General features: G+C 66.3%; 27 protein-coding genes. 20 read left to right on the top strand and 7 right to left on the bottom strand.

Annotated elements, in window-relative coordinates; translation table 11 throughout:
• The first annotated feature begins 5 nt into the window (after nucleotides 1–5).
• Nucleotides 6–182 carry a hypothetical protein gene (locus tag LDB29_RS12755; protein ID WP_257554304.1) on the top strand — a complete coding sequence of 59 codons (177 nt, stop codon included), beginning with the start codon at nucleotides 6–8 and terminating at the stop codon, nucleotides 180–182.
• The gene (gene nadC, locus LDB29_RS12750) at nucleotides 179–1,027 is read left to right on the top strand and encodes a carboxylating nicotinate-nucleotide diphosphorylase (RefSeq protein ID WP_025547002.1); all 849 of its coding nucleotides are present in this window, start codon (nucleotides 179–181) and stop codon (nucleotides 1,025–1,027) included. The genes LDB29_RS12755 and nadC overlap by 4 nt, the downstream gene beginning before the upstream one ends.
• 75 nt (nucleotides 1,028–1,102) lie before the next feature.
• Here nadC and LDB29_RS12745 read toward each other — a convergent pair whose 3' ends face one another.
• Entirely contained in the window at nucleotides 1,103–1,525 is a 423-nt protein-coding gene (locus tag LDB29_RS12745) for a DUF4112 domain-containing protein (protein WP_025547000.1), read from the bottom strand.
• A 32-nt stretch (nucleotides 1,526–1,557) separates the two neighbouring features.
• Nucleotides 1,558–3,072, bottom strand: a complete 1,515-nt coding sequence (locus LDB29_RS12740; RefSeq protein ID WP_020821201.1) for an ABC transporter substrate-binding protein — start codon at nucleotides 3,070–3,072, stop codon at nucleotides 1,558–1,560.
• 201 nt (nucleotides 3,073–3,273) lie between these two features.
• Here LDB29_RS12740 and LDB29_RS12735 point away from each other — a divergent pair, with 201 nt between their 5' ends.
• From LDB29_RS12735 to LDB29_RS12720, 4 genes are all read left to right on the top strand, one after another.
• Complete coding sequence (locus LDB29_RS12735) at nucleotides 3,274–4,212, top strand: right-handed parallel beta-helix repeat-containing protein (protein ID WP_025546998.1); 939 nt, start codon at nucleotides 3,274–3,276, stop codon at nucleotides 4,210–4,212.
• A 76-nt stretch (nucleotides 4,213–4,288) separates the two neighbouring features.
• Nucleotides 4,289–4,705, top strand: coding sequence for a DUF5990 family protein (locus LDB29_RS12730; RefSeq protein ID WP_025546996.1), 417 nt, complete (start codon nucleotides 4,289–4,291; stop codon nucleotides 4,703–4,705).
• 80 nt (nucleotides 4,706–4,785) lie between these two features.
• On the top strand, nucleotides 4,786–4,989 hold the full coding sequence (locus tag LDB29_RS12725; RefSeq protein ID WP_025546994.1) for a hypothetical protein: 204 nt from the start codon (nucleotides 4,786–4,788) through the stop codon (nucleotides 4,987–4,989).
• Between the two features lie 121 nt (nucleotides 4,990–5,110).
• The gene (locus LDB29_RS12720) at nucleotides 5,111–5,719 is read left to right on the top strand and encodes a hypothetical protein (RefSeq protein WP_257554303.1); all 609 of its coding nucleotides are present in this window, start codon (nucleotides 5,111–5,113) and stop codon (nucleotides 5,717–5,719) included.
• A gap of 67 nt (nucleotides 5,720–5,786) precedes the next feature.
• Here the strand turns inward: LDB29_RS12720 and LDB29_RS12715 are convergent, their stop codons facing one another.
• A complete protein-coding gene (locus LDB29_RS12715; protein ID WP_044660152.1) occupies nucleotides 5,787–7,184 on the bottom strand; it encodes a short-chain fatty acyl-CoA regulator family protein in 1,398 nt (465 codons plus the stop codon).
• Between the two features lie 149 nt (nucleotides 7,185–7,333).
• On the opposite strand from LDB29_RS12715, the gene LDB29_RS12710 reads away from it, so the two are divergent.
• The 9 genes from LDB29_RS12710 to LDB29_RS12670 all read left to right on the top strand — a co-directional run bounded on the left by LDB29_RS12710 (nucleotide 7,334) and on the right by LDB29_RS12670 (nucleotide 15,518).
• Nucleotides 7,334–8,926, top strand: a complete 1,593-nt coding sequence (locus tag LDB29_RS12710; RefSeq protein ID WP_025546991.1) for an isocitrate lyase — start codon at nucleotides 7,334–7,336, stop codon at nucleotides 8,924–8,926.
• Between the two features lie 223 nt (nucleotides 8,927–9,149).
• On the top strand, nucleotides 9,150–9,836 hold the full coding sequence (locus LDB29_RS12705) for a glutathione S-transferase family protein (protein WP_025546990.1): 687 nt from the start codon (nucleotides 9,150–9,152) through the stop codon (nucleotides 9,834–9,836).
• Between the two features lie 139 nt (nucleotides 9,837–9,975).
• Complete coding sequence (gene leuC, locus LDB29_RS12700) at nucleotides 9,976–11,430, top strand: 3-isopropylmalate dehydratase large subunit (RefSeq protein ID WP_099186126.1); 1,455 nt, start codon at nucleotides 9,976–9,978, stop codon at nucleotides 11,428–11,430.
• A 109-nt stretch (nucleotides 11,431–11,539) separates the two neighbouring features.
• The gene (gene leuD / locus LDB29_RS12695) at nucleotides 11,540–12,133 is read left to right on the top strand and encodes a 3-isopropylmalate dehydratase small subunit (protein WP_048575443.1); all 594 of its coding nucleotides are present in this window, start codon (nucleotides 11,540–11,542) and stop codon (nucleotides 12,131–12,133) included.
• Between the two features lie 60 nt (nucleotides 12,134–12,193).
• On the top strand, nucleotides 12,194–12,517 hold the full coding sequence (locus LDB29_RS12690; RefSeq protein ID WP_025546988.1) for a DUF1476 domain-containing protein: 324 nt from the start codon (nucleotides 12,194–12,196) through the stop codon (nucleotides 12,515–12,517).
• 19 nt (nucleotides 12,518–12,536) lie between these two features.
• On the top strand, nucleotides 12,537–12,770 hold the full coding sequence (locus LDB29_RS12685) for a BolA/IbaG family iron-sulfur metabolism protein (RefSeq protein WP_025546986.1): 234 nt from the start codon (nucleotides 12,537–12,539) through the stop codon (nucleotides 12,768–12,770).
• A 57-nt stretch (nucleotides 12,771–12,827) separates the two neighbouring features.
• Complete coding sequence (gene grxD, locus LDB29_RS12680) at nucleotides 12,828–13,160, top strand: Grx4 family monothiol glutaredoxin (protein ID WP_025546984.1); 333 nt, start codon at nucleotides 12,828–12,830, stop codon at nucleotides 13,158–13,160.
• Between the two features lie 481 nt (nucleotides 13,161–13,641).
• A complete protein-coding gene (locus LDB29_RS12675; RefSeq protein WP_025546982.1) occupies nucleotides 13,642–14,010 on the top strand; it encodes a BlaI/MecI/CopY family transcriptional regulator in 369 nt (122 codons plus the stop codon).
• The gene (locus LDB29_RS12670) at nucleotides 14,007–15,518 is read left to right on the top strand and encodes a M56 family metallopeptidase (RefSeq protein ID WP_025546980.1); all 1,512 of its coding nucleotides are present in this window, start codon (nucleotides 14,007–14,009) and stop codon (nucleotides 15,516–15,518) included. Before LDB29_RS12675 ends, LDB29_RS12670 begins: the two co-directional genes overlap by 4 nt.
• Nucleotides 15,519–15,681: 163 nt before the next feature.
• Here LDB29_RS12670 and hemW read toward each other — a convergent pair whose 3' ends face one another.
• Complete coding sequence (hemW, locus tag LDB29_RS12665) at nucleotides 15,682–16,857, bottom strand: radical SAM family heme chaperone HemW (protein WP_025546977.1); 1,176 nt, start codon at nucleotides 16,855–16,857, stop codon at nucleotides 15,682–15,684.
• Between hemW and LDB29_RS12660 the strand changes: the two genes are divergently transcribed.
• Entirely contained in the window at nucleotides 16,856–17,491 is a 636-nt protein-coding gene (locus tag LDB29_RS12660; protein WP_025546975.1) for a CAP domain-containing protein, read from the top strand. The genes hemW and LDB29_RS12660 overlap by 2 nt on opposite strands.
• A 57-nt stretch (nucleotides 17,492–17,548) precedes the next feature.
• Here the strand turns inward: LDB29_RS12660 and rnhA are convergent, their stop codons facing one another.
• Genes rnhA through ispH form a run of 3 tightly spaced genes read right to left on the bottom strand, consistent with a single transcriptional unit; the run spans nucleotide 17,549 to nucleotide 19,921 of the window.
• Nucleotides 17,549–17,995: a ribonuclease HI gene (rnhA, locus tag LDB29_RS12655; RefSeq protein ID WP_025546973.1), complete on the bottom strand. Its 447-nt coding sequence runs from the start codon at nucleotides 17,993–17,995 to the stop codon at nucleotides 17,549–17,551.
• Complete coding sequence (gene thrB / locus LDB29_RS12650) at nucleotides 17,992–18,969, bottom strand: homoserine kinase (RefSeq protein WP_025546971.1); 978 nt, start codon at nucleotides 18,967–18,969, stop codon at nucleotides 17,992–17,994. The genes rnhA and thrB overlap by 4 nt, the downstream gene beginning before the upstream one ends.
• Before the next feature lie 4 nt (nucleotides 18,970–18,973).
• The gene (gene ispH / locus LDB29_RS12645) at nucleotides 18,974–19,921 is read right to left on the bottom strand and encodes a 4-hydroxy-3-methylbut-2-enyl diphosphate reductase (RefSeq protein ID WP_025546969.1); all 948 of its coding nucleotides are present in this window, start codon (nucleotides 19,919–19,921) and stop codon (nucleotides 18,974–18,976) included.
• Nucleotides 19,922–20,075: 154 nt separating this feature from the next.
• Between ispH and LDB29_RS12640 the strand changes: the two genes are divergently transcribed.
• From LDB29_RS12640 to nagZ, 4 genes are all read left to right on the top strand, one after another.
• Nucleotides 20,076–20,684: a hypothetical protein gene (locus tag LDB29_RS12640; protein WP_037481428.1), complete on the top strand. Its 609-nt coding sequence runs from the start codon at nucleotides 20,076–20,078 to the stop codon at nucleotides 20,682–20,684.
• 119 nt (nucleotides 20,685–20,803) lie between these two features.
• On the top strand, nucleotides 20,804–22,531 hold the full coding sequence (gene argS, locus LDB29_RS12635) for an arginine--tRNA ligase (protein ID WP_025546965.1): 1,728 nt from the start codon (nucleotides 20,804–20,806) through the stop codon (nucleotides 22,529–22,531).
• Nucleotides 22,532–22,550: 19 nt separating this feature from the next.
• Nucleotides 22,551–23,267, top strand: coding sequence for an SPOR domain-containing protein (locus tag LDB29_RS12630; protein WP_025546963.1), 717 nt, complete (start codon nucleotides 22,551–22,553; stop codon nucleotides 23,265–23,267).
• Between the two features lie 176 nt (nucleotides 23,268–23,443).
• Nucleotides 23,444–24,457, top strand: a complete 1,014-nt coding sequence (gene nagZ, locus LDB29_RS12625) for a beta-N-acetylhexosaminidase (RefSeq protein ID WP_025546962.1) — start codon at nucleotides 23,444–23,446, stop codon at nucleotides 24,455–24,457.
• The last annotated feature ends 13 nt before the right edge of the window (nucleotides 24,458–24,470 follow it).

Raw genomic sequence — 24,470 nt, 5'->3', positions numbered from 1 at the left:
AACGGATGGTCACGGCCGTGGAAGTCGCGCGCCGCCACCATATATCGGACAAGCGGTTGCGCGGCATTCTGCGCCGCGACTGGCCATGGCCGCGGCGCAAGCACGACTTCTGGACGTTCCCGGCCGGCAGCGAGCAGGCAGCCATGATGGAAATGATCGCAAAAAGGCTGGCGGCAGCATGACCTTCGCTCTCCCCGGCTTCGATCTCGACGCCTTCATCGCCTCGACCCTGGCGGAAGACCTTGGCCCCGATGGCCGCGACGTCACCAGCGAGGCGGTGATCCCCGCCGACGCGGTCTTCGACGGGGTGATGGACAGCCGCGACGCCGTGACGCTGGCGGGCCTGCCGATCGCTGCCGCCTTCTTCCGCGCGCTCGATCCGGCTGTGGAGATCGAACTGCTGAAGGAGGACGGCGATCGCGTGCCTGCGGGCACCGACATCATGCGCATCCGCGGCAAGGCCCGCGCCATGCTGACGGCCGAGCGGTCCGCCCTCAACACCGTCCAGCACCTGACCGGCATCGCGACCATGACCCGCGCCTATGTCGACGCGATCCTCGGTACCGGCGCGACGCTGCTCGACACGCGCAAGACCATTCCGGGCCTTCGCGTGCTGGAAAAATATGCGACCCGCATGGGCGGCGCGACCAATCACCGCATGGGCCTGTGGGACGCGGCGATGATCAAGGACAATCACGTCGCCGTCGCCGGATCGGTGGAGGAGGCCGTCCGCCGCGCCGCCGCCGCCGGAATCGCCAGCATCATCGTGGAGGTGGACCGCGTCGACCAGATCGAACCCGCGCTCGCCGCCGGGGCCACGCACCTCCTGCTCGACAATATGGACGCGCCCACCCTGCGCGGGGCGGTCACGCTGGTCGGCGGCCGCGTCCCCACCGAAGCATCGGGCGGCGTTACGCTCGACACCATCCGCGCCAGGGCGGAAACCGGCGTCACCTATATCAGCGTCGGCCGCCTCACCCAGTCGGCCCCCGCCGCCGACATCGGCCTTGATTTCGCCTTTGCCTGAAGTCGCGCATGCGCCCCGGCGCTTGCCCGCCGCTGGGCGCATTTGCAGGCCGCCAGGGCTGCATGTCGATACAGCCTAACCCTCGACGATCACGGTCGATGGATGATGCCGGTCCAGATGGTTGCGGATGATGCGCAGATTCTTCGTATTCGACTTGTAGAAGAAATCGAAAACATCCCCGGCAAAGGGAATGGCGCCGATCAGCGTATCGAAGCCGACATTGGCCGCCATGCGCGTGAGCTGCCATTTCGACATGCCCAGGTTCCGCGCTTCCCACACGATCCACGCCCCCATGGCGGCCGTGGCGAAATCGCCCACCACGGGGATCAGCCCCACCAGACTGTCCAGCCCGACCCGCCGGTTGGTGCCGGGAAGGACGAACAGCCCCTCCAGCATCGCCTCCATCATCTCGATCCGCCTGCGCACCGAAGCCGGATCGCGGCCGAATCCGGGCATGTCGCGCACGATCCGGTCGAACTGGTCCTGCGAAATCGCCATCATCCGTCCTCCAAGCATCGGCTTTCGTTGCTCTAGTTGGTGCTCCTGAACAGATGGTTCAATGGGTGCCGCGCCCGGGGCGAAGCCATGAAGCCGGTCAGCCGCCGCGCCACCAGCGACCAGCGCACCGGCGCGCCCAGCGCGATGAAGCCGTTATGCGCCTGCATCAGCGCCTCCGCCCGCGCCACGCGGGCCATGCGCTCGTCCAGGCTGGCGGAAAGGCTCGCCGCCTGCAATTGCGCCTCCGCCTCCGCCGAGCAATGCACCTTCCGGGCGCAGCCGATCCGCCCCAGATACCAGAGCGCGCTGTCATAGGCCGCAACCTCGTCGACCAGCCGCAGATCGGCATCGGCCGCCATGTCGACCCGCTCGACAGCCAGGCCGATCATGCCCAGGTCATGCCGCACCAGCCCGAACAGCAGGGTGGAGCCCGGCCCCCTGGGCAGTGCCACGCGCAACGCCGGCGGATCGCCATGCTCGCTGCGCCAGCGTTTCATGACCGCCTGTCCCTGCGCCCAGCGTTCATCCTGCGACAGGCGGGACCAATCCGGCACGGCGGGCGGCGCGGGCAGGTCGAGCTGGCCCGGCACGATCTGCTCCGTCGTGGCCCAGCCGCCGACGGGGAACATCACCGGCAGGCGGCTGCGGTCGATCGCCATGTTGATCGCCCGCCGCACGCCGTCATCCTCCAGCAGCTTGCCGCTCGCCCCGCTCCGGCCCGTCACCGCCAGTCCCAGCAGCCCCTGCACCGGATCGATCCGCACATCGTCGCGGTCGACCCCCGCCGGCACCAGCAGCGGCAGGTCGGAAAAGCGCCCGCCCAGCACGAGCGCGGCCTTGCCCTGCTGGAAACGGGTGATGGCGAGCGCGGCCCGCTCCGCCCGGACGATCCGGGTCTGCCAGGCGGGCACCGGCAGTTCGTCGCCGGATTCGTTCGTGGCCCGCTCCACCGGCGTCAGCACCAGCGCCTTCCCCGGAACGCCGCCCCGCTTCTCCCGCCGATAGGGGCCGGTTCCCCCCTCCCGCGACAGGATCGCCATCTGCGGCTGGGCCAGCATCTGCAACACATAGGGGCGCGGCGCCGCCAGCCTGATCTCGATCACCTCGCCCGTCATCGCCACCACGTCCTGCACCGCGTCCAGCGGCCCGGCGGGGTCCAGCCGGCGCAGCGCCTCTATCCGCGCGGTCAACAGCCGCCCGACATCCTTCGCCAGCACCTTGCTGCCATCGGGCCAGAAGGCGCGGCGCAGGCGGAAGATATAGCTGCGGCCATCGTCCTCCACGATCCAGCGCTGGGCGAGGGCGGGCAGGATCTCGCCGCCGGCATCGAACGCCACCAGCCCCTGCGCGGTGGTTTCCAGGAACAGCTTCGATCCGGGGTCCGGCAGATTCTCCAGGGGCGTGGCGAAATCGGCGGGGCTGCCGATCACGCTGACCGTCACCGGTCCACTCCCCTCGTCAGAGCAGCCGCCCGTCATCGCCGCCATCAGGGCGGCTCCGCAAAGGGTCAGCCAGGCGGGAAAGGGACGGGAGGGGGCGGAAACCATGTCCGGACAAGGCTTAACCCGCAACCGCGCCCGCGCCAACCGTCATGATGCGGCATGTGCGGGGACCGCTCAAAGTCGCGAAATCGCGGGAACCCAGCCGGGCGCAAGGGGGCGTTTTCCCGCTGTCCCATAGCGGAACAATATTTCATTAACCATGACTCCGCATTGGCCGCAGAAAGGCGCTCCTCTATATCCTTGGATATGCGCCTTTTTTCGACTCTCCTGCTTGTATCCGCCGCCGTGACGGCAACCGCGCTGGCGCAGGGGGTGACGTCGCCCTTCACCGTGGCGGAAAGCGGGCGAAGCTATGCAACGCTGGGGGACGCGATCAGGGCGATCGGCAATGGCCGCGGCACGGTGCTGGTGGCGCCGGGCAGCTATGCGCAATGCGCGGTGCAGCAGGGCGGCGACGTCACCATCCGCGCGCAGAAGCCGGGCACCGCCATCCTCGACGGCGTGGCCTGCGAGCAGAAGGCGGCGCTGGTGCTGCGCGGCCGGTCGAGCACCATAGACGGCCTCATCTTCCAGAATCTGCGCGTGCCCGATGGCAATGGTGCGGGCATCCGGCTGGAAAGCGGCAACCTGACCGTCGCCAACAGCCTGTTCCGCAACAGCGAGGAAGGCATTCTGACGGGCGACGCGCCGGGCAACGCGATCAGCATCGACAGGTCGACCTTCCGCCATCTGGGGCGCTGCGACCGCGACCTCGCCTGCGCCCACGGCATCTATGCGGGCCGCTACGGCAGCCTGACCGTCACCCGCTCCCGCTTCGACCAGGGCGATGGCGGTCATTATCTGAAAACCCGCACGCCCCGCGTCATTATCACCGACAACAGCTTCGACGACAGCGGCGGGCGGCTCACCAACTATATGATCGACCTTTCCAACGGCGCGAGCGGGACGATCAGCGGCAATGAAATGGTGCAGGGCCGCGACAAGGACAATTACAGCGCCTTCATCACCGTGGCGCCGGAGGGGCGGGAGCAGGACAGCACGAACCTCTCCATCGCGAACAACCGCGCCTCCTTCGTGCCGGGGTTGCAGCGCAACAGCAGCTTCGTCGCCAATTTCACCGACGATGCGGTGAAGATCGGCCCGAACCGTCTGGCAAGCGGCATCAGGATCACCGATCGCCGCTGACAGCGCCAAATTCCGCCATCGGCTCGCATTCTCCTATAGGTTGACCCTTTCCGAAGCGATTGGAGGGCAAGCGATCATGGCGAAGCGGACGATCATTCTCCGTCTGGTGATCGACAATCCGGTTCCGGATGTCACCTATAGCCTGCAAGACAGAAAGGGTGCGCCGGTAGGCCCTGTGGTCGCGCGCAACGAAGCCCTTCGCTTCGATGTGCCGGTCCAGCTGGCTCCGGGGCCGAAGCTCAGCGGCGAGTTCGTCCGCCGGGAAGGTCCAGAGCGCCGCTTCGTCTATATCGCCATCGGCGGTCAGGCCGGCGATCCTGCGTCACCGTGGAGCCGCCGTGCCAAGATCGACGTTCACGATATTTCTCATGATCTTCTGGAACAGGCTGCGCCGCCTGCGGCGCTGGAATGTCACTTGCCCGGCCGCGCCAGGGATGACGGCCCGTCCTGCGCCACCATTCAGCCGCTCGACGGCTGGCGGGTTGCGATCTGAGGAGCAAAGGTTGCTTCTCACCCCGAAATGCATCCGATCCGACTTGCATGGCCTGACCGCCGCGCCGATAATCCCCGCCCATGCGCACCACCTACAACTCGGCCACCGTCCGCCTCTATCATCTTAGCGACGCTGACGGCGGCGGCGCGGCGACGACGCTCTTTTACGGCCCGTTGAGCGAAGCCCTGCGCATCGCGGAGCAGCAGCCGCAGGATGTGCAGGACGGCCTTTTCCTCGCCACGGACAATGACGTGGTGGCTTATCTCGATCTTATGGAGGGTTAGCTTTCCGGGGCCATCGGCGCCTCTCTCGACCCCGGAACAAAGCCCGGCAAAACAGGTTGATCCCGTGCAGGCGGCGGGCGTCGACAGCGGCTTTGCGAAGGCCGTGGAGGAGAGAGATGTCATGGTCACTCTGACCCCGCTGGAAGTCGGCCTGGCGCTTCTGGCGCTTGTTCTTGTCGTGGCGGTCGCCGTCTTGGCCGTCGCCCATCGCCGCCGCGCCGATCTGCGCGCCCGGTTCGGCCCGGAATATGGCCGGACCGTGGAAATGACCGGCAGCGCGCGCAAGGCGGAGGCGGAACTGCAACAGCGTGAGAAGCGCGTCGCCGCCTTCCCCATCCGTCCGCTTTCGCCGCAACAGGCCGATGCCTTCACCGACGCCTGGGTGCGGGTGCAGGCGCAGTTCGTCGACGATCCGCAGGGCGCGGTCTCGCGGGCCGACGTGCTGCTGGCCGAGGTGATGGAGGTGCGCGGCTATCCCGTCGTGGACTTCGAGCAGCGTTCGGCCGACCTGTCGGTGGACCATCCCGAAGTCGTCCAGAATTATCGCGCGGCCCATGACATCGCCCTGCGCCATGCGCGGGGCGACGCGGATACCGAAGACCTGCGCCGCGCCATGATCCATTATCGCGCGCTGTTCGACGATCTGGTGCATGAGCCGGTCGATCACCGCATGGCGCCTTCGGTCTCGCGGCTGAGGCAGGACGATGTGCGCGGGCCTGATCCGCGCTGAAGCCAAAAAGGGGCGGACGGGTCCGGCGCAGGTCAGCCGGACCCGCCACGATCCGCCGCCGCCGCGCTCACCCGTCGGCGAAACCGAAGGGCGCGTGGGTTCGCCGGAAATCCTCCGGCAGCATGTCGCGCCCGATGGGCGGGGCGGATCGCGCCATGCACTGGCTGCGATGGCACAGGCGGCAGGTGACGCCGATCGGCGTGGGTTCGGGCGTGGCCTCGCCGGTCGTGTAGATCAGCCGATGGGCGTGCTCCGCCGCGCAGCATAGCGCGATCGCCCGCTCGATCTTCGGCGCGCCCCAGCCGCCGCCGCCCGCCGTCACCGTCCGCGCGATGGAAAAGAATCGCTGCCCGTCGGGCAGTTCTAGCCATTGCGTCAGCAGTTCCCTGGGCCGCTCGAACGCATGATGCACCGACCAGAGCGGGCAGGAGCCGCCATGGCGCGCAAAGGGAAAGCCCGCGCTGTCCAGCCGCTTGCTGACATTGCCCGCATGGTCGACGCGCAGGAAGAAGAAGGGAACGCGCTCCTGCCCCGGCTTTTGCAGCGTGGTGAGGCGGTGGGCCGTCTGCTCGAAGCTCGCGCCGAACTGACGGGCCAGCGCCTCCACATCGTAACGCCGCGCCTCCACCGCCTTGGCGAAGGCGGTATAGGGCATCAGGATCGCCGCCGCGCCATAGCTGGCCAGCGCCCGCCGGGTCAGCCGCCGCCCGCTCTCGCTCGCGAACTGGCCGTCCTTCAGCACCGCGTCGAAATCGCGGCGCATCTCCAGATAGGCGATCTGCAACGCCAGTTGGAACTGGGTGCTCGCCCCGTCCAGCGCGTCGTCCAGCAGCACAGCGTCGCGGTGCCGGTCCAGCCGCCGCATCGATCCCGCCATGACGTCGGGCGGCAGGCGCCGGACCCGCAGATTATGCTTCGCCTTCAGCCATGCCGACAGGCTCCCCGCCGCCTCCACCTCCTGCGCCAGCTTTTCCCCCGCATCGTCCAGCAGCGGAAAGCTGTTGCGCCGCGCGCCCAGGAATCGCCGCGATTCGGCCACCGGATCGGGCGCCTCGGCGGCATCTTCCCGCTCCACGCCCCGGTCCGCCAGCGCCAGTTGCTCCTCGCGATAGGCGGTGTGCAGCCGCAGCAAAGCCTCTGTGATCCCCGGATAATTGACCGCGACATCCCCGGTCGCCAGCACCGGCAGGTCGATGTCCGCGAACATCGGGTCCCTCAGCACCGCCTGCAATCGCGCGGTCTGCTCGGCGCCGCCGTCGCCCGCCAGCTCGCTCATGTCCATCTTGTAGGTGCGGGCAAGGCGCAACAGCATGTCGGCGGTCAGCGGCCGCTGGTTGCGCTCCAGCAACGCCACATAGCTGGCGGAAATCTCCAGATCCGCCGCCATGTCCGCCTGCGTCAGACCCAGTTCGCGCCGCAGCCTGCGCAGCCGCGGCCCCATGTAAACCGGTCGATCCTTGGCCATTCGTCAAGCGCTCCTGTGCAGCCTTTACAACTTTACACGCAATTCTTGTAAAGTTCTACAACTGAACTTCACGCCCCCTGCCGCACCCGCGAAAGCCCGATTAGAAAAACGCCATTCATTCACCACATCGTTCATGGGATCGAGCTGTCATGACCTACCAACAGGAAATCACGAAGGCTGGCGCCACCATCGGGGGTCAGGGCCATTGGGACGGCATCGCGGCCGAATCGGTCGCCCGCATGCGTCTCCAGAACCGTTTCCACACCGGCCTCGACATCGCGCGCTACACCGCCGGCATCATGCGCCGCGACATGGCCGCCTATGACGCCGATCCGGCCAACTACACCCAGTCGCTGGGCTGCTGGCACGGCTTCATCGGCCAGCAGAAAATGATCAGCATCAAGAAGCATTTCGGCACGACCAAGGGCCGCTACCTCTACCTCTCCGGCTGGATGGTCGCCGCGCTGCGCAGCGAATTCGGCCCGCTGCCCGACCAGTCGATGCATGAGAAGACCAGCGTCCCCGCGCTGATCGAGGAACTCTACACCTTCCTCCGCCAGGCCGACGCCCGCGAACTGGGCATGATGTTCCGCGACCTCGACGCCGCCCGCGAAGCCGGCGACGAAGTCAAGGCGCAGAAGATCAGCCATGACATCGACAATTACGAAACCCATGTCGTCCCGATCATCGCGGACATCGACGCGGGCTTCGGCAATGCCGAGGCGACCTACCTGCTGGCCAGGAAGTTCATCGAGGCGGGCGCCTGCTGCATCCAGATCGAGAATCAGGTTTCGGACGAAAAGCAGTGCGGCCACCAGGACGGCAAGGTCACGGTTCCGCATGAGGACTTCCTCGCGAAGATCCGCGCGGTCCGCTACGCCTTCCTGGAGCTGGGCGTCGACGACGGCATCATCGTCGCCCGCACCGACTCGCTGGGCGCCGGCCTCACCAAGCAGATCGCCTACAGCAAGGAAGATGGCGACCTGGGCGACCAGTATAACAGCTTCCTCGACGTCGAGGAGGTCACCGACTTGGGCAGCCTGCGCGGCGATGTCGTCCTGGCCCGCGGCGGCAAGCTGTTCCGTCCCAAGCGCCTGCCGTCGAACCTCTTCCAGTTCCGCACCGGAACCGGCGAGGACCGCGTCGTGCTCGACTGCATCACCTCGCTCCAGAACGGCGCGGACCTGCTGTGGATCGAAACCGAAAAGCCGCATGTCGAGCAGATCGCCGGCATGGTCGACCGCATCCGCGAAGTCGTGCCCAATGCGAAGCTGGTCTACAACAACTCGCCCTCGTTCAACTGGACGCTGAACTTCCGCCAGCAGGTCTTCGACGCCTGGACCGCCGAGGGCAAGGATGTCAGCGCCTATGACCGGGCGAAGCTGATGAGCGCCGATTACGACGCGACGGACCTGGGCCGCGAGGCCGATGAGAAGATCCGCACCTTCCAGAAGGATGCGGCGGCGCGGGCCGGCATCTTCCATCACCTCATCACCCTGCCGACCTATCACACTGCCGCTCTGTCGACCGACAATCTTGCCAGGGAATATTTCGGTGAGGCAGGCATGCTCGGCTATGTCGAGGGTGTTCAGCGCAAGGAAATCCGCCAGGGTATCGCCTGCGTCAAGCATCAGAACATGGCCGGTTCGGACATTGGCGACGACCATAAGGAATATTTCGCGGGTGAAGCGGCGCTGAAGGCCGGCGGCGCGCACAACACGATGAATCAGTTCGCAGCCTAGGGGCTGCGGCGGGAACCAGTTTGCAGCCCGAAGGCTGCCGAACGGTCCGGATCGCGGGAGTGCAGTTCCCGTGATCAGGGTGGAAGGACTTGGCGGCCCGGAGCCTCGCGCTCCGGGCCGTTTTTTTGCATAAGGCCAGCTTGTGAAACCCTTGTCCCGTTCCGGCTTTCGCCGGGCGGCAGGCAGGTCTATTCCGGACGCTCCGTTCCACCGGGAGAAGCCGATGTCCTACACCCTCGTCACCGCCAACCGGAATTATTCGAGCTGGTCGCTGCGCCCCTGGGTGCTGATGAAGGCGCTGGGCATAGCCTTCGAAGACCGGATGGCGCCATTCGCCGCCGCCGAAAACTACGCTGCCTTCCGCGAATTTTCGCCAACGGGCCAGGTGCCTGCCCTGATCGACGGGGACCGGACCGTCTGGGATTCGCTGGGCATCACGCTCTATCTGGCGGACAGGCATGCGGAAGTCTGGCCGAAGGAAGAAGCGGCGCGGGCGTGGGCGCAATCGGCCGTGGCGGAAATGCACAGCGGTTTCGCCGCCCTGCGCAATGATTGCCCGATGAATGTCGGCGTGCGGGTGGAACCGCACCTGCCTTCGCCCTCCCTGAACCGCAACATCGCCCGGCTCACCGAATTATGGGGGGAGGGGTTGTCCCGCTTCGGTGGGCCGTTCCTGGCCGGGCCCGCCTTCACTGCCGCCGACGCCTTCTATGCACCGGTCGTTTTCCGGGTGCGCACCTATGGCCTCGATGTCGGTCCGGTGGCGCTTGGCTGGGTCGATCATATGCTGGCGCTGCCCGCGATGCGCGAATGGGAAAGCGCGGCGCTGGCCGAAACCTGGCGCGAGGAAAGCCATGAAGCGGAACTCGGCGCTGCGGGGCGCATCGTGCGGGACGACCGGGCGATTTGAGCCCGATGTCCAGCGTGCACGCCGCGTCCGGCTAACCCGTTGGCGCGGCGTCCTGCGGTCGGGCTATCTCCAGCGTCAGCAAAAAATGGCCGCTTTTCCCCTTTTCCCCTGTCCTGTCTGGGTCTAGGGGGAAATCACTATGGTCAAGCCCCGCACACTCTATGAGAAGATCTGGGACGCGCATGTCGTCGAGCGCCGTCCCGATGGAACCTGCCTGATCTACATCGATCGCCATCTCGTGCATGAGGTGACGAGTCCCCAGGCGTTCGAGGGGCTGCGGATCGCCGGGCGCAAGGTGCGCCGTCCCGAACTGACGCTGGCGGTGCCGGATCACAACCTGCCGACCACGGCGCGGCGCGACGCCGCGGGCCGCCGCATTCCCATTGCCGATCCGGAAAGCGCGCAGCAGCTTGCGGCGCTGGAGCGGAACGCGCCGGAATTCGGCGTCCGCCTGATCGGGGATGCGGACCCCGAACAGGGCATCGTGCATGTCGTCGGGCCGGAGCAGGGCTTCACCCTGCCGGGGACGACTTTGGTCTGCGGCGACAGCCATACCAGCTCGCACGGCGCGCTGGGGGCGTTGGCCTTCGGCATCGGCACGTCGGAGGTCGAGCATGTGCTCGCCACCCAGACGCTGCTCCTGAAGCAGTCCAAGACCATGGAAGTCGTGGTCGAGGGCGAATTGGGCTATGGCGTCACGCCCAAGGATGTCGCGCTGGCGATCTGCGGGCGGATCGGCACGGCGGGCGGCACCGGCTATGTCATGGAATATCGCGGATCGGTGTTCCGCGACATGTCGATCGAGGGACGGCTGACCGTCGCCAACATGTCGATCGAGGCCGGCGCGCGTTCCGGCCTGTTCGCGCCTGACGAAAAGACTTTCACTTATCTGGAAGGCCGCCCGATGGCCCCCAGGGGCGCGGAGTGGGATGCCGCCGTCGCCTATTGGAAGACGCTGGCGACGGACGAAGGCGCGGTTTTCGACAAGAGCGTGGTCATCGACGCCGCCGACATCGTGCCGAGCGTCACCTGGGGCACCAGCCCCGAAGATGTCGTGCCGGTCACTGGCGTGGTGCCCGATCCGGAAAGCTTTGCCGACGCCTCCAAGCGCGCGGCCGCGCAGAAGTCCCTCGACTATATGGGCCTCTCCGCCGGACAGCGGATGGAGGATGTGGCGATCGAACATGTCTTCATCGGCAGTTGCACCAACAGCCGGATCGAGGATCTGCGCGCCGCCGCTGGCCTGCTGAAGGGCCGCCGGATCGCCAGCGGCATCAAGCATGCCATGGTCGTGCCCGGTTCCGGGCTGGTCAAGCGCCAGGCGGAAGCCGAAGGCCTGGACCGCATCTTCACCGAAGCCGGTTTCGAATGGCGGGAGCCGGGCTGCTCCGCCTGCCTGGGCATGAACCCGGACAAGGTGCCCGCCGGCGAGCGCTGCGCATCCACCAGCAACCGCAATTTCATGGGCCGGCAGGGGCCGGGGTCGCGGACGCATCTCGTCTCGCCCGTCATGGCCGCCGCTGCCGCGATCACCGGACATCTCACGGACGTACGCGAACTGATGGGTGAAAAAAGGGGAGAGGCGGTCGCATGAAGAAGGTATTCTGGCTGCTGGCGCTGGGCGCGCTGGCAAGTGCCGCCATGGCGGCGACCCTGGGGCGCGCGGAAGACACGCCGCGCCCGGCGAGCAAGCAGGCGCATTGATGGAAAAGCTGAATATCGTCGACGGCCGGGCCTATCCGTTCGGGATGAAGAATGTCGACACCGACATCGTCATCCCGGCGCATTGGCTCAAGACCATTTCCCGTGCGGGCCTGGGCAAGGGCGCCTTCGAAGTGCTACGCAAGGAACCGGGCAATGTCTTCGACGATCCCGACTATGCGGGCAGCCCGATCCTGATCGCGGGCGACAATTTCGGGTGCGGGTCCAGCCGCGAGCATGCCGCCTGGGCGCTGGCCGACCTTGGCATCAAGGTGGTGATCGCGCCCAGCTTCTCGGACATTTTCTCCGGCAATGCCTTCAAGAACGGCATATTGACGGTCGTCCTGCCGCAGGAGGCGATAGACCGGCTGATGGAGGTGGCCAGGACGGACCCCATCCATGTCGATCTGGAGCATCAGACCGTCACGACACAGTTTCAGGACCGCTTTCAGTTCGAGATCGATCCCTTCCGCAAGCATTGCCTGCTCGGCGGTCTGGACGAGATCGGGCTGACATTGGGGCAGGCGGACGCGATCGGCGCGTTCGAGGCGAAGGACGCCGGAACGCGTCCCTGGCTCGTCCCCGCCGTTGCGTAAGCGTCCCGATCTTCCTATTTCGGATCGGATGATCCATTTCACCTTTTACAGGGCACAGGCATGACAACCTTCGACGACCGCGAAAAGGCCTTTGAAAACATGTTCGCGCACGATCAGGAGATGCAGTTCCGCATCCAGGCGCGGCGCAACCGCCTGCTCGGCGAATGGGCGGCGGCGAAGATGGGCCTGACCCCCGAAGAAACGGACGCCTATGCCAAAGCGGTCGTGCAGGCCGATTTCGAGGAAGCGGGCGACGAGGATGTGATCCGCAAGCTGCTGGGCGACATGACGCAGGCGGGCATCGACATCGACGAGGCAGGCGTTCGCGCCGCCTTGGACGAGCAGCAGGTCATCGCCCGCCGCATGTTCATCGAAGCCCAATAAGCGTCAGGACCCTTTCGCCATGCCGATGGCAGCCGAGGAAATAGCGGACATGATCCGCGCCGCGATCCCCGATGCGGAGGTCGAGATCACCGACCTTGCCGGTGATGGCGATCATTATGCGGCGCGTGTCGTGGCGGAGAGTTTCCGGGGCATGAGCCGCATTGCGCAGCAGCGGGCGGTCTATGCCGCGCTGGGCGGCCGCATGGGCGGCGTGCTCCACGCCTTGCAACTGACCACCGCCGTTCCCAATTAACGGCCATTGGACGAAATGCGCCTTGATAGCGGCGCCTGACAGGAATGGACCCAGATAATGACCGACGCCGTGCAGCAGCGGATTGCGGAGATCGTCAACGGCAATGATGTCGTGCTTTTCATGAAGGGCACGCCACTATTCCCGCAATGCGGCTTTTCCAGCCGCGCCATTGCGATCCTGGAACATCTGGGCGTCGCCTATGAAAGCGTCGACGTCTTGCAGGATCAGGCGGTTCGCCAGGGGATCAAAGCATTTTCCGACTGGCCGACCATTCCCCAGCTCTATGTGAAGGGCGAATTCGTCGGCGGCAGCGACATCATGATGGAAATGTACGAGGCCGGCGAGTTGCAGCAGTTGATGGCCGATCAGGGCGTCGCCGCGGCCAATTGAGCGCTGGCTAAAGCGAATGGAGCGGGCGGTTCGGTCATCCGGGCCGCCTTTTTCATGCCTGTCAGGTCCTGATGCGGCCCTTCGGATGACGGGATGCTGAGAGGGGACGGAGCTTGTCGAAGGCCGTATGGGAACATGGCCGTCGAGACCGGTCCTTCTTCGACGAGTTCGGCCGCCATCGAGGCAAGGCAGTCGACAGGTCTGGTTTAAGGCCTGGCGCTGCACGGGAAACCCGGGTGGGAGGATGCGGCGGAGACTGGTGCCGCATCCTCCCGGGTAGTCGAACGATCGGGTATGTCTGAAACGACGCAAAGCCTGTGCCAACCATCGCGAATAGCCCGTTCCCGCGCTTTGAAAAGGTTAATGCCTGTCCGGCCGATACCGGCGCTGTAAACCGCACCGACAGTTCATGACATGCACTTGACTACAGATGTAATCAATGCGATTACGTCTGTAGTCGATTCTGATGCGGACGAGTCCCTTGAGCGAGAAGATCAGCGAAGCGGAACTGGTGGTGATGGAGGCGCTGTGGGAACGTGCGCCGCAGACCGCCGCTGATGTTGCGGACCGCGTCGCCGCCGGGCGCGACTGGAGCGTCCAGACCGTCAAGACGCTGCTGTCCCGGCTGATGGCCAAGGACGTCATCGCCGCCGATCAGGATGGCCGCCGCTTTTTATATCGCCCGCTCGTCGCGCGGGAGGAGTATGTTGCCAGCGAGTCGGGGCGGTTGGTGAACCGGCTGTTCGGCGGACGCGTGTCGCCGCTGGTGGCTCAGCTCGCCAGCCAGGACCAGTTGACGGCGGAAGATATTGCCCAGCTTGAGGAAATCCTGAAGGGGTTGAAATCATGAGCGTCTGGATCGCGGAAACGCTGATCGCCATGACCCTGCTGATGGCGCTGGTCATGCTGCTGCGGCAGCCGGTGGCGCGCTGGCTGGGTGCAGGGGCGGCCTATTGGCTATGGCTGCTGCCCTTCGCTCGCATGGGCTTGCCGGCCCTGCCGCGAGAGGTCGCCAGCCCTTCGCCCCTGCAACGGGCGGTTGACCAGGCGGGCTTGCCGACCTTGCTGGATGCGGCGCCGGTGGCGCTTCCGGTCAGGTCGGACTGGAGCATTCCCTGGCTGGAGATCGCGGTGTCGATCTGGCTGCTGGGCGTGGTCCTTTTTCTGATCGTCCAGGCGGTCGGCTATGTCCGCTTCCGGCGTTTCATCCTGAAGGGCGCCACGCCGATCGGGGAAGAAGGCCGCATCCGCATCGTCACCGGCCCACGGGCGGGCGGACCGCTCGCCTTCGGAGTGTTCCGCCCCGTCATCGTGCTGCCCGTTGATTTTGCGTTGCGTTTCGATCCCCAGGAACAGGCCATGGCCATCGCCCATGAGCGCGCCCATCATCAGGGCGGCGACCTAGTCGCCAATATGGTCGCGCTGTTGCTGCTGGGCCTGCACTGGTGCAATCCCGTCGCGTGGATTGCCTATCGCGCCTATCGGGCGGATCAGGAACAGGCCTGCGATGCCCGGGTCCTGTCGCTCTACGGCCGGGATCAGGCGCATGCCTATGGCCGCGCCATCTTGAAGGCTGCGGGCGGCCGCCAGTTTGCCGGCGCCTGTCATCTCAATCGCATAACCGCACTCAAAGGGAGGCTGAAAATGCTCTCTGCCCATGAAGTGTCGCTGCGCCGCATCAGCTGGGGCATGGCGGCGGTCGCCCTGGTGACCGCGTCCGGCTTGGCGCTGACCGCGTCCGGCAGCCGGGCGGCGCAGCAGGTCGCCGCGATCACCGACAAGGTGGATTCGATGAACTTCGGCAGGCTGGCCGATCTGGTCGCCCAGCCTGCCTCCGCCAGCGAGATCGCCCTGACCGAAGCGCCGAAAGCCGCGGCCACGCCCCCGTCCCCGTCCTCGTCCGATGCGAGAGATGCTGAGGAGATGGCCGTCCTGCCGCCGGCGCCTCCTGCTCCGCCTGCTCCTCCGGCGCCCGTTGCCGACATGGCGCTGCCGGCGCCGCCGGTTCCCCCGGCGCCGCCCGCCGGCCTGCGCGACGAGGGCGACCGCGCCTTGAGCCACGCCATGCCGAGCGAGGCTGAAATCCGCCGCATGGTGCCGCATGTCGACGTCGCCAATGGCTGCGAGAACGGCAAGAGCGTAAGCCAGCGGGAGACGGTGGATGCCGATGGCCGCCGCCATATCCGCGTCCGCATCTGCCAGGACCAGATCGAGGCGCAGGCCCATCGCGCCGCCCGGGCCGGATTGATGGCCGCCCGCGCCCAGATCGCTGCGGCTGCGCGGATGTCGGACAAGGTCCGGGCCGAGGTGTTGCGCGATCTGGACAAGGAGATCGCGCATATGGATGGCGAGGATTGACGGGCGAGATCCGGAGGGCGCCGCCGCCACTATCCCATGCGCCGGCCTCCTCGGATTGTTCCGGCATCCATTTCTCTCCGCAGGCATAAGCTGCCTGAAGGCAGGATGGATGCTGAAAACGGGTTCAGCATGACGCGTTTGTAGCGGATGCCGCGCCCCTCGTTCAGACCGCCACGATCTCCGGCAGGATGGCGTCGAGCAGCAGCATCCCGGCAGGCTCGATGCGGAGCCGCTGACCCTCTCGCCGCACGAGCCCATGGCTGGCCAGCCGCGTCACCGCCTCGGCATCCACCAGAGCCTCGACCGCCATCCTCGACATCCGCGCAATCCTCTCCAGCTCTACGCCTTCGCCCAGCCGCAGCCCCATCAGCAGCGCTTCCCTGGCCCTGTCATGCCCGTCGAGCGGGTCTTCGCTTTGCAGGCCATGGCCATTGCGCGCGACGGCGTTCATCCAGTTTTCCGGTTTCCTGTGCCGCAGCGTCGCCAGCCCATCGCGCCGGCCATGGGCGCCGGGGCCTATGCCGACATAGTCGCCATAGCGCCAATAGGTAAGGTTATGCCGGCTTTCCTGCCCCGGCCGGGCGTGGTTGCTGATCTCATAGGCGGGAATGCCGGCGGCGGCCGTCATCGCCTGCGTCCGTTCGTAAAGGTCGGCGGCATGGTCCGGATCGGCGGGATTCAACTCGCCCCGCGCCACCAGCGTCGCAAAGCGGGTGCCAGGTTCGATGGTGAGCTGATAGAGCGAGAGATGATCGGTGCCGAAGGACAGTCCGCGCGCCAGTTCGCTTTCCCAATCCGCCAGGCTCTGGCCGGGACGGGCATAGATCAGGTCGAAATTCACCCGGCCGAACACCGATTGCGCCACGTCTAGCGCGGCCAGCCCCTCCCGCACGTCATGGGCGCGGCCGAGGAAATGTAGCGCCTCATCCTCCAGCGCCTGAAGGCCCAGAGACACACGGTTCACCCCGGCCGCCGCCAGATCCGCGAAGCGGGCGGCCTCGACCGAACTGGGATTGGCCTCCAGCGTGATCTCGATGTCGCTCGTCGGCCGCCAATGGCGCGTGGCCGCGTCGATCAGCGCCTCCACGATGTCGGGCGGCATCAGCGACGGCGTGCCGCCGCCGAAGAAGATCGAGGAGAGCGGCCGGCCGCCGCTCAGCGCCGCTTCATGGGCAAGGTCGCTCAGCAGCGCCGCGCGCCAGGCATCGCTGTCGATCTCGGCCCGAACATGACTGTTAAAATCGCAATAAGGACATTTGGAAACGCAAAATGGCCAATGCACATATAAGGCCAGGGGCTCATCGGGCGCGGCAGCGGGGATAAAGGGGTCGGGCGACATGAATGGGGGCCTTCTTAAACGGCTTTGGCCTGCGCGGCTAGCGCTGCTCGGCCTGTTGGCGGCAGCGCCGGGGCAGGGCGGCGCGGAGCCGTCGCCCGGGGCGCGGCAATTGCCTCCCGCCCGGCCCGCTTCCTATTACGGTCTTGAGGAAGCGGATCGGGACGAGGGTCTGATGCGCGACGTCGTGCTGGGCATGCACAATGAGGAACGGGAATCGCTGGGGCTTTCGCCCTTGGCCTGGGATAGCGCCCTGGCCGCCGATGCGGCCCGCTATGCCCGGCAGATGGCGCAGACCAACATCTTCCGCCATTCCGCCCGCGCCAGCCGCGCCGTTCCCAGCGGCGAGAATCTCTGGATGGGATCGCGCGGCCTCTATGATTATCAGCTGATGGTGGGCTCCTTCATCGATGAGAAGCGGCTGTTCCGGCGGAGCGGCAAGCTGCCCGACCTCAGCGTCACCGGCCGATGGGAAGATGTCGGCCATTATACCCAGATCATCTGGCGCGGCACCCGCAAGGTCGGCTGCGCCCTGGCGGAGGGGCAGAGCTACGACTATCTCGTCTGCCGCTATTATCCGGCGGGCAATATATTCGGCCGCAACCCCCTGGATGGGGAGGATGGCGTCCAATCCTGACGGGATGGAGCCAGTCGAGGGGGCCAGCGGCGCCGCCCGTCGGTTGGGTCAACCCATTTACTTGCGGAATTGCTCCGCCGCCGCGCAGGCGAGTTGATCGGCCCGCTCATTTTCGGGGTGGCCGGCATGGCCTTTCACCCATTGCCACGTCACCTTGTGGCGGGCTGCGGCCCTGACCAGCTCCTGCCAGAGTTCCGCATTCTTCACCGGCTTCCTGTCGGCCGTCTTCCATCCATTCTTCTGCCAGCCGAACACCCATTTTGTGATGCCGTCCATCACATATTTGCTGTCGGTATAGAGCGTCACCTGGCATGGGCGCTTCAACGTCTCCAACGCCTGCATGGCCGCCATCATCTCCATGCGATTGTTGGTCGTCTGCGCTTCACCGCCGGAGATTTCCTTCTCCGTCTCGCCAAAGCGCAGCACGGCGCCCCAGCCGCCGGGGCCGGGATTGCCCTTGCACGCGCCGTCGGTGAAGATCTCGACCTGGGGAAGGGTGCTCATGCGCCGAGCAGCATGGCCGGATCGGCAGCGGCGTAGAATTCCAGGCGGCGCAGATAGGCCAGCGGGTCCTTGCGCGTCACCAGCGCATCGGCGGGCGTATTGATCCAGTCATAGGCGCGCGTCAGCAGGAAGCGGAGCGCCGCACCCCGGCAGAGGACGGGAAAGGCGGCCCGTTCGGCTTCGGTCAGGCCGTGCGTTTCCCGATAGCCGGCAGCCAGCGCCGCCGCCCGATCGCCGTGCCATGTCGCGCCGTCATTGCTGAACACCCAGGCGCTGTGGGTGACGGCCAGATCATAGGCGCGGATATCGGTGCAACTGAAATAGAAGTCGATGAGGCCCGTCACCCGATCGCCCAGCATCAGCACATTGTCCGGGAAGAGGTCGGCATGGATCACGGAGCGAGGCAGCTCGGCGGGCCAGTGGGCGTCGAGGAAAGCGAGTTCCTCCGCCACGCGGGCCTTGAGACCCGGCGCGATCCGGTCGAAGTCCGCGCCGCATCTGGCGGCCAGATCATGCCAGCCGGGGAGATCGAGGGCATTGCGGCGCGTGCCGGCAAAGCCCTCCGCCGCCCGGTGCATCGCGCCCAGCGCCGCGCCCGCGGCCCGGGCCTGGCCCGCGGTCGGTTCGGTCACGGAGATGCCGGTCAGGAACTCGATCAGGCAGGCGGGGCGACCGGCAAGCTGTTGAAGCCGCCTGCCTTCCCGGTCCGCGATGAAACGGGGGACGAGGCAACCGCGTGCGCCCAGATGGTCGAGCAGGTCCATGAAGAAGGGCAGGTCCGCCTCGTTCACCCGCTTTTCGTAGAGGGTGAGGATATAGCGATGACCATTGCCGTCCGGGCCGGTGGTCTCCAGCAGATAATTGCTGTTCTCTACTCCCTCCGCAATGCCCTTGGCGGAAACGAGGCGTCCGGCGTCGTAGCGGGTGAGGAAAGCGTCGATCTCTTCGGCGGGAACCTGGGTATAGACGGCCATGGAGTTATGCGGCCTCCAGTCCGCGGGGGAGTTTGAACGCAATGCTTTCCCGCGCGGTTTCGACCTGTTCCTCCGCCACGGAAAATCTTTCGCCGATCCGGTCCACCACTTCCCGCACCAGCACTTCGGGGGCGGATGCGCCGGCGGTAAGGCCCAGCGTGTTCACGCCCTTCAGCCAGGCGAAGTCGATCTCGTCCGCGCGCTGGATCAGGCGAGCGGGCGTGCCTTCGCGCTCCGCAACCTCGACCAGCCGCAGCGAGTTGGAGCTGTTGGGCGCGCCGATCACATAGACGGCGTCGCACCGGGCGGCAATGGCCTTCACCGCCGCCTGCCGGTTGGAGGTGGCGTAGCAGATGTCCTCCCCCTTGGGCGCATGAATGGTGGGGAAGCGGCGCTGGAGCGTGGCGACGATCGCGGCGGTGTCGTCGACGGACAGCGTCGTCTGCGTCAGGAAGGCGAGATTGTCGGGATCGGCAGGGGTAAAGGCCTCTGCATCCTCCACCGTTTCGACAAGGGTCATATGCCCCGCCTCGACCTGACCGAAGGTGCCGATCACCTCCGGATGGCCCTTATGGCCGATGAAGAGGATATGGCGCCCCGCTTCCACCTGCCGTTCGGCCTGGCGGTGGACCTTGCTGACCAGCGGGCAGGTGGCGTCCAGATAGTCGAGCCCGCGCTCCTCCGCCTTGGCCGGGACCGTCTTGGGAACGCCGTGGGCGGAAAAGACCACGGGCAAGCCGTCGGGAACCTGGTCCAGTTCCTCGACGAAGATCGCGCCCTTCGCCTTCAGCCCGTCGACCACATATTTGTTGTGGACGATCTCGTGCCGGACATAGACAGGCGCGCCATATTTCTCGATCGCCCTTTCGACGATGACGATGGCGCGGTCGACACCGGCGCAAAAGCCGCGCGGGGCGGCGATCAGCAGCTTCATGGGCGGAAGATCGGTCATGCCTGCCGCTTAGGCCAATGTGGCTTTGGAGGAAAGCCGCTTCCTTGCCGCCCTGTGCAGTTTGAGTTGCGTGGGGGACGGGCTATGGATAAGAAGCCCAACGCCTGTTCCCAAGGGATTGCCTGTGACCTTTTCTCGATTTGCGCTGACCGGAATGATCGCCATGGCCCTTGCGGGCTGTTCCCAGCGGGGCGAAATCGATCCCACCGGCGGCATCGTGGCCGTGCGATCGGCCTGTCCCGTCGCGGCGATCCCGGCGCAGACCGGCGACGTCACCCTGTTCAATCCGGCGGGCAGCACGGATGCCCGTGCGATCGACGTGGTGGCGGAGATCACCAACCTGCGCTCCACCTGCTCGGAAGGGGACCAGCTTTACACGGAGGCGACCTTCACCGTGAACGCCCGCCGCAGCGATGCGGGCGCGGCGCGGCAGGTGACGCTGCCTTATTATTCCGCCGTGGTGCGGGGCGGCAACGCCGTCGTCGCCAAGCGTGTGGGCCAGGTGGTGCTCGACTTTCCGGCCGGGCAATATCGCGCCACCACGACCGCCAAGGCCGGCTCCTATGTGAACAGGGCCGCCGCGACGCTGCCGGCCGACATCCAGCGCAAGATCACGGAGAAGCGCAAGGCGGGGGATGCCGACGCGGCGATCGACCCCTTCGCGCAGCCGGACGTCAAGGCGGCCTTGCAGCGAACCAGCTTCGAGCTGCTCGTGGGTTTCAACCTGACCCAGGATCAGCTCCGTTACAACGCGACCCGCTAAGCTTAGCTCAGTTCATTTCCCCGTTCGGGCCGAGCTTGTCGAAGCCCTTGTTTCTTGAAGAAAAAGGGCGACCCTTCGACAGGCTCAGGGTGAACGGGTCCTGGTAGAAAGTTCGCCCAGTGTCTCTTTACAACCGCTTCACCGCCCATCTCGATGCCGTGCTCGACGCGCTGGAGGCTGACGGCACGCTGCCCGCCGGCCTCAACCGCAAGCCGGTGACGGTCGAACCGCCGCGCGATCCAGGCCATGGCGACCTTGCCACCAACGCCGCCATGGTGCTGGCCAAGCCCGCCGGCAGCAATCCGCGCGCACTGGCGGAGAAGATCGTCGCGGGCCTGGAAAGGCTGGACGAGGTAGAGAGCGCATCGATTGCCGGCCCAGGCTTCATCAACCTGAAGCTGACCGACGCCACCTGGCGGGCGGAACTCGCCGCGATCCATGCGGAGGCGGAGGAATATGGCCGCTCCTCGACGGGCGAGGGCGTGACGGTCAACGTCGAATATGTCTCCGCCAATCCGACCGGCCCGATGCATATGGGCCATTGCCGGGGCGCGGTGGTGGGCGACGCGCTCGCCACGCTGCTGGAGCATGTCGGGCACAAGGTGATCCGCGAATATTATATCAACGATGCCGGCGGGCAGGTGGACGTGCTCGCCCGGTCGGCGCATGTGCGCTATCGCGAGGCATTGGGCGAGGCGGTAGGAGAGATTCCCGAGGGTCTTTATCCCGGTGATTATCTGGTACCGGTGGGGCAGGCGCTGGCCGCCGAATATGGCGACAAATATGTCGGTGCGCCGGAAAGCGAATGGCTGATGCCGTTCCGCACCAGAGCGGTCGCGGCGATGATGGAGATGATCCGCAGCGATCTGGCGCTGCTGGGCATCCATCATGACATATTCTCTTCCGAGGCCGAGTTGCAGGCGGCAGGCAAGCCCGAAGCGGCCGAAAAATGGCTGCGGGCGCACGACCTCGTCTATGACGGCGTGCTGGAAGCGCCCAAGGGCGAGACGCCGGAGGATTGGGAGCCCGTCGAACTGCCGCTGTTCCGCTCGACGAAATTCGGGGACGATCAGGACCGGCCGATCAGGAAGTCGAACGGAAGCTGGACCTATTTCGGCGCCGACATGGCCTATCATTTCCAGAAGGCGCAGACGGCCGACCAGTTGATCGACATCTGGGGCGCGGACCATGGCGGCACGGTGAAGCGCATCCAGGCCGCCGTCGCCGCGCTGACGGAGGGCAAGGCGCGCTTCGACGTCAAGCTGATCCAGATGGTCCGCCTGCTGCGCGACGGCGAGCCGGTGAAGATGTCCAAGCGCGCCGGCAATTTCGTGACGCTGGCCGATGTGGTTCGCGAAGTGGGCAAGGATGTGGTCCGCTTCACCATGCTGACGCGCAAGGCCGACGCGCAGATGGACTTCGACTTCGCCAAGGTGGTGGAGGCGTCGAAGGACAATCCGGTCTTCTATGTGCAATATGCCCATGCGCGCATTTCCTCGCTCGGACGGCGGGCGGAGGAGGCGGGGATCGACCTGCCCGTGCCCGACCTGTCCCGCCTTGGGACGGAGGAGCTGGGGCTGGTGAAGCTCGCCGCGCAGTTCCCGCGTGTGGTGGAGGGGGCGGCTTCGGCCCGTGAACCGCATCGCATTGCCTTCTATCTCAATGACTTGGCTTCGGCCTTCCATAGCTGGTGGAATCTGGGCAACGACAATCCGCGGGCGCGGGTCATCCTGACGGACGACCCGGCCACCACTTCCGCGCGGCTTTTCTTGAGCCGGGGAATCGGGCAGATCATCCGCAACGGGTTGGCGCTGATGGGCGTTGCGGCCCTGAACGAGATGCAATGACCGGCGGAGTTTGATCGAGATGGGCGATTATGCGCGGGGAAGGCTGGACCTGGACGATGAGGAGCGTCTGCCCTGGCTGGAACCCGCCATCGAGGATGAGGAGGAGCCGGGGCTGTCGCCGCTGCGGCTGCTGGGCTTCATTCTCTTTGGCCTGGTGCTGATCGGCGCGGTCGTCGCGGGGGTCTGGCTGATCCAGAACCGGACGGGCGGCGCCGGGGGCGAGGGTAAGCTGATCGCCGCGCCTGCCGGCGACTATAAGATTCCGGCCAAGGAAGCCGACGCCAAGAAGTTCGATGGTGAGGGCGATGCCAGCTATGCCGCGAGCGAGGGCGTGGCGCGTGACGGGCGAATCGATCCGACCCGCGTGCCGGAGGCGCCGATCACGCCGACCGGGACAGCGGATAATGCGCGCCCTGCGGTGCAAGGCAAGCCGTCGCAGAGCGTCACGGCGCGCGTGGCGGACGAGACCAGCGCCAGGCCGGCGACGGCGGCGGCCCGGCCGGCGGGCGGCGGCATGATCCAGCTTGGCGCCTATGGCAACCAGGCTTTCGCCAAGGATGCATGGAAGCGGCTGTCCAAGCGCTTCACCTATCTGGAGCCGTTGCCCATGTCGATCGAGCAGGCCGAGGTGGGCGGCAGCACCGTCTACCGCCTGCGCGCGGCGGCGGGCGGGCAGGCGAGTACGCTCTGCGGCAAGCTCAAGGTCGCGGGCGAAAGCTGCATGGTGGTGAATTAGGGGAATGGGGACTTGGCCGGGAATGGCCGTCCTGAGGCATTCCTCCTCCCGCAGGCGGGAGGGGGAATGTCTTGGACCCGCCCATTTATGTCCCTCGGCCAAATCCCACCGATCCTGCGGCAAGGCCGGAACAACCCCTTCGACAGAGCCGCTTTCAGCCGCTACCATCGCTCCGCATGAAACCCGTTATCTTCGGCCTTTCCGGCGAGACACTGACTTCCGATGAACGCGCCTTCTTCGCGGAGGCCGATCCGGCGGGTTACATCCTCTTCCGCCGCAATATCTTGGATCGGGGGCAACTTCGCGCGTTGACCGACGATCTGCGCGCGCTGCATGGCCGGGACGATCTGCTCATCATGATCGATCAGGAAGGCGGCCGGGTCGCGCGGATGCAGGCGCCGGTCTGGCCCAGCTTTCCTCCTGGCGCGGTGTTCGACAAGCTCTACGAAATCGCTCCGTCCAGCGCCATCGCGGCGGCCCATGCCAATGCGCGGGCCATTGCCATCACATTGGCGGAAGTCGGCATTACCGTCGATGCGCTGCCGTTGCTCGACGTGCGGCAGGAAGGGGCAAGCGACATCATGGGTGACCGCACCCTTGGCGCGGAGCCGATGCGGGTCGCCGCGCTGGGGCGGGCGGTGATCGAAGGGCTGGCCGATGGCGGCGTGGTCGGCATCGTCAAGCATATGCCCGGGCATGGCCGGGCGATGGTCGACAGCCATCATGAACTGCCCATCGTCACCGCCGACGAGGATGCGCTGGCGATCGATCTGGCGCCGTTCCAGGCGTTGAAGGATGCGCCCATGGGGATGACGGCGCATGTCGTCTATACGGCCTGGGACCCCGACCTGCCGGCCAGCCTCTCCCGTTCCGTGATCGACACGATCATCCGTGGGCGGATCGGCTTCGCCGGGCTGCTGATGTCCGACGATCTGGACATGAAGGCGTTGAAGGGCAGCATCCCGGAACTGGCGGCGGCAACGGTGGCGGCAGGCTGCGATCTGGCGCTCAATTGCTGGGGGCGGATGGACGATATGGTCGGCATTGCCCGCCTGCTGCCGGACATCGGGACCGAGGCGAAGGCAAGGCTGGACCGGGCGATGGCGTCGAGCGGCGCACCGCCCGGGGGACCGCCGCTGGAGGAACTGCTCGCCACCCGCGACGCCTTGCTGGCGATGGTGCCGGCGTGAGGCGGGGCGCCGA

Source organism: Sphingobium sp. CFD-2, from assembly GCF_024611135.1.
Classification (GTDB): domain Bacteria; phylum Pseudomonadota; class Alphaproteobacteria; order Sphingomonadales; family Sphingomonadaceae; genus Sphingobium; species Sphingobium fuliginis.
Note: the sequence above shows the minus strand (reverse complement) of the source record. Positions and strands in the feature narration are given on the sequence as shown.